15 protein-coding genes are annotated in these 13,926 nt (G+C 74.8%); 9 read left to right on the top strand and 6 right to left on the bottom strand.

Going from position 1 to position 13,926, the window contains the following annotated elements; all coding sequences use genetic code 11:
* The first annotated feature begins 180 nt into the window (after positions 1-180).
* The 3 genes from ACFRQN_RS35685 to ACFRQN_RS35675 all read left to right on the top strand — a co-directional run bounded on the left by ACFRQN_RS35685 (position 181) and on the right by ACFRQN_RS35675 (position 3,834).
* Positions 181-1,209 carry a phosphotransferase family protein gene (locus ACFRQN_RS35685; protein ID WP_380744659.1) on the top strand — a complete coding sequence of 343 codons (1,029 nt, stop codon included), beginning with the start codon at positions 181-183 and terminating at the stop codon, positions 1,207-1,209.
* A gap of 6 nt (positions 1,210-1,215) precedes the next feature.
* Complete coding sequence (locus ACFRQN_RS35680) at positions 1,216-2,430, top strand: acyl-CoA dehydrogenase family protein (protein ID WP_380744657.1); 1,215 nt, start codon at positions 1,216-1,218, stop codon at positions 2,428-2,430.
* A gap of 120 nt (positions 2,431-2,550) precedes the next feature.
* Positions 2,551-3,834, top strand: a complete 1,284-nt coding sequence (locus ACFRQN_RS35675) for an alpha/beta hydrolase family protein (RefSeq protein WP_380744655.1) — start codon at positions 2,551-2,553, stop codon at positions 3,832-3,834.
* A 33-nt stretch (positions 3,835-3,867) separates the two neighbouring features.
* Here ACFRQN_RS35675 and ACFRQN_RS35670 read toward each other — a convergent pair whose 3' ends face one another.
* Positions 3,868-4,281: a helix-turn-helix domain-containing protein gene (locus ACFRQN_RS35670; RefSeq protein WP_049651883.1), complete on the bottom strand. Its 414-nt coding sequence runs from the start codon at positions 4,279-4,281 to the stop codon at positions 3,868-3,870.
* A 97-nt stretch (positions 4,282-4,378) separates the two neighbouring features.
* On the opposite strand from ACFRQN_RS35670, the gene ACFRQN_RS35665 reads away from it, so the two are divergent.
* Positions 4,379-5,200: an NAD(P)H-binding protein gene (locus ACFRQN_RS35665; RefSeq protein WP_117486612.1), complete on the top strand. Its 822-nt coding sequence runs from the start codon at positions 4,379-4,381 to the stop codon at positions 5,198-5,200.
* A gap of 8 nt (positions 5,201-5,208) precedes the next feature.
* On the opposite strand, the gene ACFRQN_RS35660 is transcribed toward ACFRQN_RS35665, so the two are convergent.
* Positions 5,209-5,967 carry an SDR family oxidoreductase gene (locus ACFRQN_RS35660; RefSeq protein WP_049660627.1) on the bottom strand — a complete coding sequence of 253 codons (759 nt, stop codon included), beginning with the start codon at positions 5,965-5,967 and terminating at the stop codon, positions 5,209-5,211.
* Between the two features lie 192 nt (positions 5,968-6,159).
* On the opposite strand from ACFRQN_RS35660, the gene ACFRQN_RS35655 reads away from it, so the two are divergent.
* The 4 genes from ACFRQN_RS35655 (at position 6,160) to ACFRQN_RS35640 (ending at position 9,618) form a co-directional block, all read left to right on the top strand.
* Positions 6,160-6,786 (top strand): TetR/AcrR family transcriptional regulator, encoded by a 627-nt coding sequence (locus ACFRQN_RS35655; protein WP_380744651.1) that lies wholly within the window; start codon positions 6,160-6,162, stop codon positions 6,784-6,786.
* Positions 6,787-7,203: 417 nt separating this feature from the next.
* Positions 7,204-7,443: an ABC transporter permease gene (locus ACFRQN_RS35650; protein ID WP_380744649.1), complete on the top strand. Its 240-nt coding sequence runs from the start codon at positions 7,204-7,206 to the stop codon at positions 7,441-7,443.
* An 18-nt stretch (positions 7,444-7,461) separates the two neighbouring features.
* Complete coding sequence (locus ACFRQN_RS35645) at positions 7,462-8,232, top strand: hypothetical protein (protein WP_380744647.1); 771 nt, start codon at positions 7,462-7,464, stop codon at positions 8,230-8,232.
* 6 nt (positions 8,233-8,238) lie between these two features.
* Complete coding sequence (locus tag ACFRQN_RS35640; RefSeq protein ID WP_049658722.1) at positions 8,239-9,618, top strand: hypothetical protein; 1,380 nt, start codon at positions 8,239-8,241, stop codon at positions 9,616-9,618.
* 91 nt (positions 9,619-9,709) lie between these two features.
* Here ACFRQN_RS35640 and ACFRQN_RS35635 read toward each other — a convergent pair whose 3' ends face one another.
* The 4 genes from ACFRQN_RS35635 to ACFRQN_RS35620 form a co-directional block, all read right to left on the bottom strand.
* Positions 9,710-10,783: a M14 family metallopeptidase gene (locus tag ACFRQN_RS35635; RefSeq protein ID WP_074003671.1), complete on the bottom strand. Its 1,074-nt coding sequence runs from the start codon at positions 10,781-10,783 to the stop codon at positions 9,710-9,712.
* Positions 10,784-10,797: 14 nt separating this feature from the next.
* A complete protein-coding gene (locus ACFRQN_RS35630; protein WP_049658719.1) occupies positions 10,798-11,127 on the bottom strand; it encodes a hypothetical protein in 330 nt (109 codons plus the stop codon).
* A 94-nt stretch (positions 11,128-11,221) separates the two neighbouring features.
* The gene (locus ACFRQN_RS35625) at positions 11,222-11,944 is read right to left on the bottom strand and encodes a TetR/AcrR family transcriptional regulator (protein ID WP_380744645.1); all 723 of its coding nucleotides are present in this window, start codon (positions 11,942-11,944) and stop codon (positions 11,222-11,224) included.
* A gap of 344 nt (positions 11,945-12,288) precedes the next feature.
* Positions 12,289-12,903 carry a LysE family transporter gene (locus ACFRQN_RS35620; RefSeq protein WP_074003670.1) on the bottom strand — a complete coding sequence of 205 codons (615 nt, stop codon included), beginning with the start codon at positions 12,901-12,903 and terminating at the stop codon, positions 12,289-12,291.
* Positions 12,904-13,106: 203 nt separating this feature from the next.
* Between ACFRQN_RS35620 and ACFRQN_RS35615 the strand changes: the two genes are divergently transcribed.
* Positions 13,107-13,736, top strand: coding sequence for a maleylpyruvate isomerase N-terminal domain-containing protein (locus tag ACFRQN_RS35615; RefSeq protein WP_074003669.1), 630 nt, complete (start codon positions 13,107-13,109; stop codon positions 13,734-13,736).
* The last annotated feature ends 190 nt before the right edge of the window (positions 13,737-13,926 follow it).

Genomic DNA, 13,926 nt, shown 5'->3' with positions numbered 1-13,926 from the left:
CCGCGCTAGACCCGCCCCTTCGACGCGCCCGGGTGGCGGTTCGTCCGAACCGCCACCCGGGCGTCGCCGTTCCCGCCGGAGGGCCCCCGGACGGGCTTCGCGGCATTGACAGGGGACGACCTCGGGCTGAATGCTAAGCAAGCGCTTAGTCAATGAGGATCCACCCCGAGGAGCCGCCCGATGGCCGAGACCCCCGTCGACCCGCCCGGACTGGACCTGGCCCGCCTCCGGTCCCGGCTGGAGCGCGAGCTGCCCGGCCTCCTCCAGGGGCCGGTGCGGGCCGACCTCGTCGAAGGGGGCCGCTCGAACCTGACGTACGTCCTGGGCGACGGCGCCTCCCGCTGGGTCCTGCGGCGCCCGCCGCTCGGGCACGTCCTCGCCACCGCCCACGACATGGGCCGCGAGTACCGGGTGATGACGGCGCTGCGCGACACCGGGGTGCCCGTGCCCCGGACGCTCCTGCTCGACCCGGACGACGAGACCCTCGGCGCCCCCTGGTACCTGATGGAGTACGTCTCCGGCACCGCCCACCGGGACGTCGCCCCGCTCGCCACCCTCGGCGAGCGGCGGGTGCACGCGCTCGGACAGCGGCTGGTCGACACCCTCGCCACCCTGCACCGGATCGACCCCGCCGCCGTCGGCCTCGCCGACTTCGGCCGGCCCGAGGGCTACCTGGAGCGCCAGCTGCGCCGCTGGTCCAAGCAGCTGGCCGCCTCCCGCAGCCGCGACCTGCCCGAGCTCGACCGCCTGCACGCCAGGCTCGCCGAGCGCCTGCCGGCCTCGCCCGCGCCCGCGCTCGTGCACGGCGACTACCGCCTCGACAACGTCCTGGTCGACGACGCCGACACCATCACGGCCGTCCTGGACTGGGAGATGTCCACCCTCGGCGACCCGCTCACCGACATCGGTCTGCTGGTGATGTACACCGAACTCGCGGGCGTCGGCGGTGGCATCATCCCCTCCGCGATGACCGCCCCCGGCTTCCCGAAGGCCGACGAGATCGTCTCCCGCTACGCCGACGCGACCGGCCGCCGGGCCGAGGACCTCGACTGGTACGTCGCCTTCGCCTCGTTCAAGCTGGCCGCCGTCGCCGAGGGCATCCACTACCGCTTCCGGCAGGGCCGCACCCTGGGCGCCGGCTTCGAGCGCGCCGGCGAGATGGCCCCGATCCTCGCCCGGCACGGCCTGAGCACCCTCAAGGAGAGCTGAGAACCGATGGACTTCGCCTACGACGCCCGGACGGAAGAACTCCGCGAGCAGCTGCTCGCCTTCATGGACGAGCACGTGTACCCCGCCGAGCCCGTCCTCGCCGCCCAGCTCGCCGACCCGGCCCGCGACCGCTGGGCCGTGCCCCCCGTCGTCGCCGACCTCCAGGCCGCGGCCCGCAAGCAGAAGCTCTGGAACCTCTTCCTGCCTGGTGAGCTCGGGGCCGGCCTCACCAACCTCCAGTACGCCCCGCTCGCCGAAATCACCGGCCGCAGCATCCAGTTGGCCCCGCCCGCGCTCAACTGTGCGGCGCCCGACACCGGCAACATGGAGCTGCTCGCCCAGTTCGGCAGCGCCGAGCAGCGCGAGCGCTGGCTGCGCCCCCTCCTCGACGGCCGGATCCGCTCGGCCTTCGCGATGACCGAGCCCGAGGTCGCGTCCTCGGACGCCACCAACATCGCGACCCGGATCGAGCGGGACGGCGACGCGTACGTGGTCAACGGCCGCAAGTGGTACATCACCGGGGCGATGAACCCCGACTGCCGGATCCTCGTCGTGATGGGCAAGACCGATCCGGCCGCCGAGCCGCACCGCCGGCAGAGCATGCTGCTCGTCCCGCGCGACACCCCGGGCGTGACCGTCCGGCGCGGCATGACGGTGTTCGGGTACGACGACGCCGACCACGGCGGCCACGCCGAGGTGCTGTTCGAGGACGTCCGCGTCCCGGTGGGGAACCTGATCGGCGAGGAGGGTACGGGCTTCGCCATCGCCCAGGCCCGGCTCGGCCCCGGCCGGATCCACCACTGCATGCGGGCCATCGGCATCGCCGAGCGGGCGCTGGAGCTGATGTGCCGTCGGGCCAACGAGCGGGTGGCCTTCGGGAAGCCGCTGGCCGAGCAGGGCGTGGTGCAGGACTGGATCGCCGAGTCCCGGGTGCGGATCGAGCAGCTGCGGCTGCTGGTGCTGAAGACCGCCTGGCTGATGGACACCGTCGGCAACCGGGGGGCGCACACCGAGATCCAGGCGATCAAGATCGCCACCCCGCGCACCGTCGAGTGGATCCTGGACAAGGCCGTCCAGGCGCACGGCGCGGCGGGCGTCAGCCAGGACACCCCGCTCGCCCAGCTCTGGGCCGGCAACCGCACCCTGCGGCTGGCCGACGGCCCGGACGAGGTGCACAAGCGCTCGCTGGCCCGGAGGGAACTGCGGCAGTACCGGCGCTGACCCGTAAGGGTGTGGCACCCGGGTATTCCGGGGCGGGTTGGCCCCCAGGTATGACGGCGGCGGCCCGTTCCCGACCGTAGTGTCCTGCGTGTTCGATCGATCGGAACACGGAGGGACACCATGGGAATTCCGGGACGGGCGGTGGCGGCGGCGGTGCTGGCGGCGGCAGCCGCGGTGGGCACGATCGGCACGGCCGCGGGGGCGGTCCTGCCGCCGCCGGGGGAGACGAGCCCCGGGCGGCAGGCCCGGGCCTGGCTGCCGGAGCCCAGCGGGCCGTACCCGATCGGGACCACCGCCGTGCACCTCACCGACACCGCACGGGAGGACCCCTGGCACCCCGGGCAGCGGCGCGAGCTGATGATCAGCCTCTGGTACCCGACCTCCCGGCCGGCCGCCGGCGACGACCGGGCCCCGTACATGGAGCCCGCCGCCGGGCGGCACTTCGACGGCCCGGACGGCGTCGGCCTGCTCAACTACGGCACCACGCCCGGCCGCACCGACTGGTCGGCCATCCGCACCCACGCCCGCCGGGACGCCCCCGCGCTGCCCGGCGGCCCGCGCCCGGTGGTGCTGTACTCGCCCGGCCTCGGCGACCCGCGCACCTGGGGGACGGCGCTGGTCGAGGACCTCGCCTCGCGCGGCTACCTGGTGGTCACCGTCGACCACACCTACGAGGCCTCCGAAGTCGCCTTCCCCGACGGCGACCTGGCCCCCTCGGTGTTCCCCGGCCTGCGCGGGCAGCCCGGAGTGGACATCGGCGCGGTGCTCCGCAAGGCGATCGACGCCCGGGTGGCCGACACCCGCTTCGTGCTGGACCAGCTCGCCGCGCTCGGCGAGCGGACTGGCCTGCCCGCCGGGGTCGTCGGGGCCCTCGACCTCGGCCGGATCGGCATGGTCGGCCAGTCGGCGGGCGGCTTCACCGCGCTCCAGACCATGCACGACGACCCGCGGATCGCGGCCGGGATCAACATGGACGGCCAGCTGCACTTCCCCGGCCCCGACGGCCACACCGGCGTCTTCCTGTCCAGCGTCGCCGAGGACGGCCTCGACCGGCCGTTCCTGCTGATGGGCACCGGCAGCGAGGACTCCGGCGGCTACCGCGACCAGCCCGGCTGGAACGCCCTGTGGCGGCACAGCACCGGCTGGCACGCCGACGTCACCCTCACCGGCTCCCGGCACGGCTCGTACACCGACGCCCAGCCGCTGCTGCCGCAGCTCGCCCGGCAGGGCGTGCTCGGCGCCGACCAGCTGCGCAAGGACGTCGGCGACATCCGCCCCGGCCGGGCCGAACTCGCCACCCGCAGCTACGTCGCGTCCTTCTTCGACCGCTGGCTGCGCGGCCAGGACGACCACCTGCTGGACGGGCCCTCGGCGCGCTTCCCGGAGATGGCGTACGAGCGGTAGCCGGGCCCGGCGTGCCGGGGGCACCGGACGGGGTCAGCGGATCCCGGAGCCCGGGTTGGCCCCGTCCCACCGCCGCCGGGAGTCGACGATCGCGTCGTGGTGGTCGTACGACCAGTCCGTCATCGCCCGCACCAGGTGGGTCAGGCTGTGGCCGAGCGGCGTCAGCTCGTACTCCACCTGCGGCGGGACGGTCGGGTGGACGGTCCGCGAGACCATGCCGTCCCGTTCCAGGCGGCGCACGGTCAGGGTGAGCATCCGCTGCGAGATGCCCGGCAGTGCGCGCTGCAGCTCGCGGAACCGCCGTACGCCCTGGGCGAGTTCGACGACGGTGAGGACGGACCACTTGTCGCCCAGGCGGTCCAGCAGGTCGCGGATCCCGCAGTCCACTCCCTCCTCGCACCAGACCACCGGGCGGGGGGTGGTTACCGCGGTGTGCCCTGCTGACATGGAAGTGCCTCCTTACGCCGGACGCCCAGGCTACCGAGGATGGTCGCGAAGCCGACGAACGATCATCTGCTCGACCGACCATCCCTGGAGGAACCCCATGCTGCTCGTCACCGGAGTCAACGGAGGCCTGGGCGCGCTCGTACTGGAGCGGCTCGCCGGGCGGGAGGGCGTCGTCGCGGGCTCGCGCACACCGCAGCGGGTGCCGGCGGGCGTCCCGGCCCGGCTGGTGGACTTCGACCGGCCGCGGACACTGGCGGAGGCCTTCACCGGCGTGCGGACCCTGCTGCTGATCTCGGCCGGCGCCGCCGAGGACGACGTGGTGATCGCCCGGCACGGCGCCGCGATCGGGGCGGCGGAGCGGGCGGGCGTCGATCACGTGGTCTACACCAGTCTCTCCGGCGACGGCGACCACCTGCCCTACGCCCTCGCCCACCGCTGGACCGAGCGGCGGCTGCGCGCGTCCGCCACCCTGCGCTGGACGGTGCTGCGCAACGGCCTGTACGCCGAGTTCCTGGGCGCGATCGCCGCCCCCGGCCCGGACGGGGTGATCAGCGCCCCGCTCGGCGACGGGCGGCTCGCGGCGGTGGCCCGGGCGGACCTGGCCGAGGCGGCGGTGAACGTCGCCCTGGCGCCCGCCGGGCACGCGGGCCGGACGTACGAGCTGGTGGGGGAGCGGGCGGTGGGCGGCGCGGAGGTGGCCGAGGCGCTCGGCGCCGCGTACCGGCCGGGACGGCTGACGGACGCCCGCGCGGCGGTGGCGGCCTCGGACGCCCGGGACTTCCAGGTGCCGATGGTGGTGGGCACCTACTCGGCGATCGCCCACGGCTTCCTCGCCGGCCCGGGCGGGCCGGGCGACCTCGCGGCCCTGCTCGGCCGCGCGCCCCGCCCGGCCCTGGAGGTCATCGCCGAGGGGCGGTGACCTCCGGGTCACATGCCGCCGCCCAGGGTGACCCCGCCGTCGACGACCAGGGTCTGGCCGGTGATCCAGCCGGCGTCGGGGGAGAGCAGGAAGGCGACGGCGCCGGCGATGTCCTCGGGGACGCCGAGGCGGCCGAGCGGGTAGGCCTTGGCGACCTTCTCCTCGCGGCCCTCGTACAGGGCCTCGGCGAACCTGGTCTTGACCACGGCGGGGGCGACGGCGTTGACCCGGATGCCCTGGGGGCCCAGCTCGGCGGCGAGTTCGGTGGTGAGCCGGATCAGCGCGGCCTTGCTGACGCCGTACATGCCGATCCCGAGCGAGGAGCGGATGCCCGCGATGGAGGCGACGTTGACGACCGAGCCGCCGTGCTCGCCCAGCCACGCGGCGTGCGCGCGGCGGGTCCAGGCCAGCGGGGCCAGCACGTTGACGGCGAGGATCTTGGCGGCGGCGGCCTCGTCGGTGTCGAGGACCGGCCCGTAGACCGGGTTGATGCCGGTGTTGTTGACCAGGTGGTCGAGCCGGCCGAAGGCCTCCAGGGTGCGGGCGACCGTCTCCTCCTGGTGCGCCGGGTCGTCGGCCTTGCCCGCGACGGCGATCGCGTTCTCCGGGCCGCCCAGGTCGCGGACGGCCTCGGCCAGCGGCTCCGGGTTGCGGGCGGTGAGGCAGACCCTGGCCCCGCGGTCGACCAGCTCGCGGGCGATGCCGAGGCCGATGCCCCGGCTCGATCCGGTGACGACGGCCACCCGGCCCTTGAAGGAGTGCACCACGGAGCGTCCTGCCTTTCGTGCGGGGGATCCCTGCTGTCAGCTGACTAAGCGCTTGCTCAGCATGCTGTCGGTGCGGGAGGCTGTCAACAGTCCGCCGACCGCTTGCCCGTCGCACGCCGGCCCGGGCCGGGGGTCGGGCCGAGGGGCGGCCGGCGCGAAAGCCTGTACGAGTTTCTCTGGGAGGATGACGCCATGACCAGCACCCCGCTCGCCGACCTCTGGCCGACCCTGCCCGGCGCCGACGCCCGCCCCGAAGCGGCGTACCGGCTGCTCCAGGCCGCCGTCGAGTCGTTCGCGGAGCGCGGCTTCCACGCCACCACCACCCGGGACATCGCCACGGGGGCGGGGATGAGTCCGGCCGCGCTGTACATCCACTACCAGTCGAAGGCCGCGCTGCTGGCCGAGATCAGCCGGGCCGGGCACGCCGCCACGCTGACCCTGGTCCGGGGCGCGGTGGCCGGCGGGGGCGGACCGGCCGAGCGGATGCGGGAGCTGGTCGAGCAGTTCACCGCCTGGCACGCCCGGGCCCGGACGGTCGGCCGGGTGGTCAACTACGAGCTGCACGCGCTGCCCGAGGACGCCTACGCGGTGGTCGCGGCGCTGCGGCTGGACATCGAGCGCGAGGTCAGCGCGCTGATCGAGGCGGGCGTGGCGGCGGGGGAGTTCCAGGTGGCGGAGGTGCGGACGGCGGCCCGCGCGGTCACCTCGCTGGGCATCGACGTCTCCCGCTGGTACACCGACAACTCCTCCGAGGCGCCGGAGGAGCTCGGGCGCCGCTACGGGGAGCTGGTCCTGCGGATGCTCGGCGCCCGGGTCTGAGCCGGCGCCCCGTGCCGCCCGTGCCGCCCGTGCCGCCCGTGCCGCTCCGGGCCCCTTGACCTGCTGCGACGAGGCGAGCAGACTCGTATACGCAGTACGTGTCCCTCGTACGTGTGCCTCGTAGACGTACGGCGCCGACGACGTTCGGCGCCACCCGGCCCCGAGAGACGGCCCCCCGCGCGGCCCCGCGCCGCGCCCCCAGCAGCACCCTCCCGCGGCGGCCACGCCCCCGACCGGCGGCGCCGACGGGAGCAGACCCCGACCCGGGCCGGTCCGGCCGGCCGTGTCGCGGGGCCCGTGCGGCCCGGCGGCACCGGGACGGCGCGCGTGGCGCGCCGGGCGCGGCCCGGGTGGAGGGAGAGGGGAGGCGCGGCAATGCCTTCCCAACAAGCCCCCGCCCATCGACGACCGAGCCCGGTGCGCCCGCGATTCTGGCTGGAGACGGCCCTCGGCGCGCTGTCCGGGCTCCTGTTCCTGCTCACCCTGGTGTGGCCGCAGTGGATCGAGACGCTGCTCGGCCTCGACCCGGACGCCGGCAGCGGCGCCGCGGAGTGGCTGGTGGTCGCGCTCGCGGCCGCCGTCACCGCCGGGTGCGCGCTCGGCGCGCGGACCGAGTGGCGCCGGGCGCACCCGGACCCGGTCCGTGCCGCGCGGTGAGCGGATCGGAGGACCGTCATGACCGACACCGCACCCGCCGCCGCACCCCGGCTGACCGACCTCGTCCGGAGTGCGCCGCTGAGCTTCCTCGGCACCGTCACCAGGGTCGGCGGCACCTCGCTCGCCGCCCTGCCGGCCGAGGCCAGGAACGAACGGACCGCCGTGGTCCGGGTGGACCAGGTGCTGCACGCACCCGCGGCCTTCCGGCAGCTCGGCGGCAGCGAGGTCACCGTCCAACTGGCCGCCGACGCCGAGCTGTTGAAGGTCGGCGACACGGCGGCCTTCTTCACCAGGGGGATGGTCTACGGGGAGGGCCTGGGCGTGGCCGAGGTCGGCCGGCTGCCGGCCGACGCCGTCCGGCAGCACGTCTCGCTGGCCGCCACCACGGCCGACGAACTCCCCTTCTCCTCGGTGCAGCGGGAGATCCGCGACCAGGACCTGGCCGCGCACGCCGCCGAGGCGGACGCCGTCGTGGTCGCCACCGTGGTCGGCCTGGAGGACCTCGGCCTGGCCGAGTACTCCGAGCACGACCCGCACTGGTGGCGCGCCACACTCGACGTCTCGCTCGTCGAGTCCGGCGGCGCCGCCCCCGGACCGACCACCGTGCTCTACCCGGCCAGCGGGGACATCCGCTGGCGCGCGGTCCCCAAACCGACGCCCGGGCAGCTGGGCCTGTGGCTGCTGCACGCCACCGGGGGCGAGCTCGCCGCGCGGGCGCCGTACCGGCTGCTCCACCCCGAGGACTACCAGCCCGCGCAGAAGCTCGCCGTGCTGCGGGAACGGAGGTGAGCCGACATGCCCACCATCAAGGTCGTCAACATCACCCCGAAGGCGCTGAGCGGCGACACCAACCTGGACAGTGAGCCCAACCTCGCGGTCGACCCGGAGAACCCGCTGGAGATGGTCGCGACCGCCTTCACCCCCGACCCGATGAACGGGCCGCTCGCCCCCGTCTACGTCTCGACGGACGGCGGGGACACCTGGGTGCTGAACAGCGTCGTCCCGGGCAACGGGGCTCTCGGCACCGGGGACATCAGCGTCGGCTTCGGCGGGGCGGGGGGCCGGCTCTACACCGGCATCCTCAACGGCCAGAGCGGCGACCTGCAGATCCTGCGCGCACCGGACATCACCGCGAGCACGCCGATGGCCGTGCTCGTCGACCGGAGCGGGGAGGACCAGCCCTGGGTCGTCGCCACCACCGTCACGGCGAACGGCGGCAGCGGCGACCGGGTGTACATCGGCAGCAACGACGTCGCCCAGCCCGGCGGCACCGCCACCGTGGACGTCTCGAACGACGCCGGCACCGGGCCCGCTCCGGCCGGTTTCGCGCCCGTCAAGCTCGACCGGCACACCGGCACGCTCTTCGACGGGCCGCCGGTGCGGATCGCCGCGCACCCGGACGGCACGATCTACGTCGCCTTCCTGAGCGTGACCGCCACCGGCGCGGGGGCCCTGATCACCTTCGACGTCGTGATGACCCGTGACGACAAGGGCGGCGTAGGACCGAACCCCTTCGAGGACCTCCTCGACTCGGCCGTCGGCGACGTCGGCCAGCGCGTGGTCACCGGCCGCAAGGCCCGGTTCAACCCGCACCAGCGGTCGCTGGGCCAGGAGCGCACCGGTGCGGACCTGGCCGTCGCCGTGGACCCCACCGACTCCAACAGCGTCTGGATCGCCTACTGCGACAACCTCGGCGGAACCGCCCCCACCGACTACGTGCTGCACAGCCGTCACTCGGCGGACCGGGGCCAGACCTGGGCCGCGGCGCGCCCGGACGTGGTCAACGGCAAGAACCCGTCGCTGGCGGTCAACTCCGACGGCCTGGTCGGGCTGGTCTACCAGCAGTTGGTCCACAACCAGTGGTCGACGGTGCTGGAGCTGACCGCCGACGGCTTCGGGACGACGGAGAGCCATGTGCTGCACCAGGCCCCGGGCGACGTGCCGCCGGCCGGGACGCAGCTGCCGTACCTGGGGGACTACCTCCGGATGGTCACGGTCGGAAAGGACTTCTACGGCGTCTTCGCCGGAAACAACACCCCCGACCGGGCCAACTTCCCGGTGGGCGTGACCTACCAGCGCAACGCCAACTTCACCACCCACCAACTGCTCAGCTCGGACGGGGTCACCCGGGTGCCGCCGTCCATCGACCCGTTCTTCTTCCACCGGGCCGCCTGAGCACCCGCGCACCCCGCATCCCAAGGCGCCCGCCACGACCGGTCGTGGCGGGCGCCCTGCTGTCGGGCACTGTGGCTTTCGGGGCAGGGGTTCAGGCGGTGGCCAGGCAGAACCGCACCAGCCCGGCGTCCACGTCGAGGACGATCCGCTGCATCTCGGCCCACGGCGGGTGGAACTGCGTGCCCCACTCGACGGTGAAGCCGAGCACCTTCCCCTGCTCGGGGTCGACGAAGTGGCGGGCGAAGACGTAGTCGTCGCTGGTGCCGCTGGTCGGGTACAGGTGGAAGCCGCTCAGCGGCTTGTACGCCAGGCCGCGCACGCCGTGCAGGCCCTGGCAGAAGGCCTCGGCGAGCAGCACGGCGGTGTCGGCGTCGGTCTTGGGGATGTACTCCGCGTACGCGACGTCGCCGGGCAGGCCGCGCTTGCCGTCGTACTGGCTGTTGCGGAAGTTCATGGCGGGGGTGACCGACTGGTTCTCGTCGTCGCCCCAGTTGTAGAGCATGTCCTGGGAGTAGCTGTGCACGTCGACGAACCACCCGGTCCGCGGGAACTGGTCCAGCAGCCAGCGGACGTTGCGGGTCTCGGGCTCGGAGAAGGCGCTCGGGCCCTCGTAGACCTGCTGGTCGCACGGGTCGGCCGACACCTGCGGGGTGGCGGTCGGGGCGAAGGCGGTGGCGAAGTCGAAGAGGAAGTCGTAGTTGCGGTTGAGGTCGACGCCGACGCAGTCGGGGTTCGTGCTGCCCCCGGCGTTGGCCGGGTCGCGGTTCTTGCGCCACATCGGGTCGGCGGTCTGGCTGAACAGTCGGCCGTCCGGGTTGACCAGCGGGAAGAGCACCAGGTCCAGCCGCTGGAGCAGGTTCCGGACCTGGTCGGCGGTGAAGACGGTGCCGCCGTAGCCGAGGCCGGTGCCGTCGCGCTGGGCCTCCAGCAGGTCGGCGGCGAGGTGGACGAGGATCTCGCAGCTGCCCCATTCACGGGCGTGCACACCGCCGATCATCATCACGCAGCTCTTGGGGACCGGGGCCGGTGCACCGATCTTGAGGGCGTGGGCGGTGCGGCCCTCGATGGAGGGCTCGGGCAGGGTGAGCAGTTCGGACGTGCCGGGGTAGGCGGTGGCCAGACTGGCCACGGCGGACTCGACCTCGGTGATGTTCAGGTACGGCATGACGACCTCCCGGGTCAGCCGGCGGGCTTGGCGGCGAGGCCGTGCGGGACGGCGTCGGCGGCGGCGAACCGGTCGCCGGTGCCGACCTCGGCCTGGGCGGCGCGGCCGGCCTCGCTGGCGTTGCCGATCCGGGTGACGGTGACGCCCTCGCGTTCGAGGGCGGCGATCCGGTCCTCCGGGGCGTAGACGTCGATGCCGACGCTGCCGTCCGGTTCGACGTGCGGGCGGCCACCGGTGTCGGGGCGGGCCTCGCGCAGCAGGGCGCGCAGGACCTCCGGGTCCCTGGCGGTGACGCGGAGGCGCAGAATGTCGGGTCGGGGCGGTCGGGTGGGAACGGCGGACATGGCGACCTCTTCTCGGGCGCCGGGGGAGCGCGGCCCACGGCCGGCTCAGCGGTGCCGGATTCAAGCGGATATGTCCGACGTGTACCTCGTATCCTCAGGATGCGTCGCTGCGGTAGAAGCCGTCAAGGGGCGGCTCGGGCATCCCGTCGAGCAGGCTGTCCAGGCCGCTCAGCATCTCGGCCTCGTCGTCGAAGTCGGAGAACCGGGGCACCAGGGCGCGCAGTCTGGGGTAGTCGGCGGCGGGCAGCCGGTGCAGGCCGAGCCGCAGGGCCGGGTCCGGCTCGTTCGGGTTGTCGACCACCTGGCGCTTGTCCACCAGCAGGCAGCCGAGGTTCCAGGCGACGAAGGTGCGGTAGACGGTCAGCGCGCCGGCGTCGTCGAAGCCGGCCCGGCCGAGCACGGCCAGGATGTGCTCGGTGAGCTCCAGCACCGAGGCCGGGCGGCGGGCCACCGGGACGGCCAGCGGGCGGGTCGCGACCAGCGGCAGGATCTCGGGGTGGGCGTGCGCGGTGGCGGCGAACGCCCGGGCGATCCGGCGCAGTTCGGCGCGCCAGCCGTCCTCGTGCGGGCCGCGGGCGGCGCCGGCCCGCAGCCGGGCGTTGATCTCGTCGAAGTAGGCCTCGACCAGGCCGTCGATCAGCGCCTCCTTGCCCGGGGTGTAGCGGTACAGGGCCATCGACTCCACGCCGAGATCGGCGGCCAGCCTGCGCATGGTCAGCGCGGCCAGGCCCTCGCGGTCGACCAGGGCCACGGCGGCGCCCAGTACCAGCGGGCGGCTCAGTCGGCCCCGCCTCTCGGGGGCGTCCTGCTCGGCCATCTCCGCACTCCTCCGGGTCGGTGGCGGCGTCGTCGGGCGGTCGGCTCGGCTTGGGCGCGGGGCCCGCTGCCGGGCTGGGTCTTCGGCGGACGTCACTCAGCGGATACAGAACCAGGATACAAGGGAGGAATAGGACGTAAACGGGCGCGCGGCCGCGCGGCGGCGGTGCTGCCGATCCCGCTGGTCAGATGACCGGGGGAGGGGTGGTGGGGGCGGCGACCGGGGTGGCGGGGCCGGTCGCGGTGTGTGACGCCACTCCGCACCCGCTCGCCAACCTCCTTCCGGCGCCCGGTCGCTGAGCGCGTCCGACCCGGCGGCGCCGGTCACCACGCCCGGCGCCGGCCTCAGTCGAGCAGCAGTCGGACGGCGAGGGCGGCGACCAGGGCGGCGGAGCCGAGGGCGGTGAGCAGCCGGCCGCGCGGGCCGGTGAGGGCCCGGCCGAGCAGGGCGCCGCCGGAGGCCAGCAGCAGTTGCCAGCAGGCGGAGGCGGCGAAGGCGCCGAGGGTGAAGGCCGCCCTGGCGGGGACGCCGTCCTGGCTGCCGCCGCCGAGCACCAGGGCGGCGAAGTAGAGCACGGTGAGCGGGTTCAGCAGGGTGATGCCCAGCAGGGTGAGGAAGGCCCGGGCGGGGGTGGGCGGCGACGGCCGCGGTCCGGCGGCGGGGCCGGAGCGGCCGCGCAGTGCGGTGGCGGCCGTCCGGGCGGCCAGGGCGAGCAGCACCAGGGCGGAGGCGATCCGCAGCGGCCGGGCGACCGGTTCGAGCAGCGGTGCGAGGCCGGTGCCGCCGGCCGCCGCGAGCAGGGCGTACAGCCCGTCCGCGGTGGCCACGCCGAGGGCGGCGCAGGCGCCGGTGCGCAGCGAGGTGCGTGCGGTGAGCGACACCAGGTAGGCCCCGACGGCCCCCACCGGGACGGCCACGCCGAGCCCGGCGAGCAGCCCCGCGGCCAGCGCGGCCCTCACGCGCGGGGGGCGTCGGGCCTCCGGGGGCGGCCGGGCTGCTGCTGGACCGGGGCCGGGCGGGTGGCGGCGGGTACGGGCAGCGGGCGGGTGGCGGAGACGGTCATGGGTCGATGGTGACGGCCCGGGGCGGGGGTGGCAAACGGCTTTCCGCGGGCCCGGGATAGCGTGGGGCGATCCCGTGATCACCGTCCCGAGGAGAGCCGATGAACAGTCAGAACGATCCCGTGCGCGTGCTGTTGGCGGAGGCCTGGTCCTCCTGGGCGGAGCGGGGCGCGGCCCTGGCCGCCGAGGACTGGGACCGTCCCACCCGGCTGCCCGAGTGGACCGTACGGGAGCTGTTCGCGCACGTGGCACCGGTGCCGGAGATGTTCACCGGGCTGCGCGCGGCCGTCCTGGACACGCCGGCCGAGGTGGCCGACGGGGCCGGCATCCTGCGTGCCTACAACCGGCCGGGCGGCATCGCCCACACCGCCGCCGGGCAGGTCGCCGAGGCGGCGAAGCGGACCGCCGAGGTGGCCGAACCCGCCGTGCTGATCGCCCGGTTCGGCGTCGAGGGCCCGGCGGCGCTGGCCGGCCTCGCGGACCTGCCGCCGGGGGCCACGGTGGCGCACCCGCTGCTCGGCAGCGTGACGGTCGGCGCGCTCGGCGAGGTGGCGCTGATGGAGGCGACCGTCCACCTGCTCGACCTGATCGCGGCCGTCGGCGGCCCGCCGCCCGCCGAGGGGGCGCTGCACTTCACCCGCGCCCTGCTGGCGGAGGTGGCCGACCCGGTGGCCTTCATCGAGGCGGCGACCGGCCGTAGCGCCGAGGCGGTGCTCCCGGTGCTGCGGTAGGGCTTCCGTCGGGTGGGGTGAGGCGTATGCGTCTCATGTCATGAGCCTTTCAAAGGTGCGGGTTTGCTGTCACGCTGCTGCTCCCGGCCCGCTCCCCACGAGAGGCTCCGATGAGAAGACTCCTGCCTGCCCTGACCGGCGCCGCCCTGTTCGCGGCGACCGGCCTCGCGGCGCTCGCCACCCCCAATGC

Source organism: Kitasatospora sp. NPDC056800 (genome assembly GCF_042789775.1).
GTDB lineage: Bacteria > Actinomycetota > Actinomycetes > Streptomycetales > Streptomycetaceae > Kitasatospora.
The sequence above is the reverse complement of the archived record's forward strand: the minus strand, read 5'-3'. Positions and strand labels throughout refer to the sequence as shown.

What these genes read in the sequence shown, in the direction of transcription:
- ACFRQN_RS35625 (WP_380744645.1), bottom strand. Translation starts at nt 11,944, where the DNA reads ATGGCCGAGCAGGACGCCCCCGAGAGGCGGGGCCGACTGAGCCGCCCG.
- ACFRQN_RS35655 (WP_380744651.1), top strand. Translation starts at nt 6,160, where the DNA reads ATGACCAGCACCCCGCTCGCCGACCTCTGGCCGACCCTGCCCGGCGCC.
- ACFRQN_RS35685 (WP_380744659.1), top strand. Translation starts at nt 181, where the DNA reads ATGGCCGAGACCCCCGTCGACCCGCCCGGACTGGACCTGGCCCGCCTC.
- ACFRQN_RS35615 (WP_074003669.1), top strand. Translation starts at nt 13,107, where the DNA reads ATGAACAGTCAGAACGATCCCGTGCGCGTGCTGTTGGCGGAGGCCTGG.
- ACFRQN_RS35665 (WP_117486612.1), top strand. Translation starts at nt 4,379, where the DNA reads ATGCTGCTCGTCACCGGAGTCAACGGAGGCCTGGGCGCGCTCGTACTG.
- ACFRQN_RS35675 (WP_380744655.1), top strand. Translation starts at nt 2,551, where the DNA reads ATGGGAATTCCGGGACGGGCGGTGGCGGCGGCGGTGCTGGCGGCGGCA.
- ACFRQN_RS35680 (WP_380744657.1), top strand. Translation starts at nt 1,216, where the DNA reads ATGGACTTCGCCTACGACGCCCGGACGGAAGAACTCCGCGAGCAGCTG.
- ACFRQN_RS35645 (WP_380744647.1), top strand. Translation starts at nt 7,462, where the DNA reads ATGACCGACACCGCACCCGCCGCCGCACCCCGGCTGACCGACCTCGTC.
- ACFRQN_RS35630 (WP_049658719.1), bottom strand. Translation starts at nt 11,127, where the DNA reads ATGTCCGCCGTTCCCACCCGACCGCCCCGACCCGACATTCTGCGCCTC.
- ACFRQN_RS35640 (WP_049658722.1), top strand. Translation starts at nt 8,239, where the DNA reads ATGCCCACCATCAAGGTCGTCAACATCACCCCGAAGGCGCTGAGCGGC.
- ACFRQN_RS35635 (WP_074003671.1), bottom strand. Translation starts at nt 10,783, where the DNA reads ATGCCGTACCTGAACATCACCGAGGTCGAGTCCGCCGTGGCCAGTCTG.
- ACFRQN_RS35670 (WP_049651883.1), bottom strand. Translation starts at nt 4,281, where the DNA reads ATGTCAGCAGGGCACACCGCGGTAACCACCCCCCGCCCGGTGGTCTGG.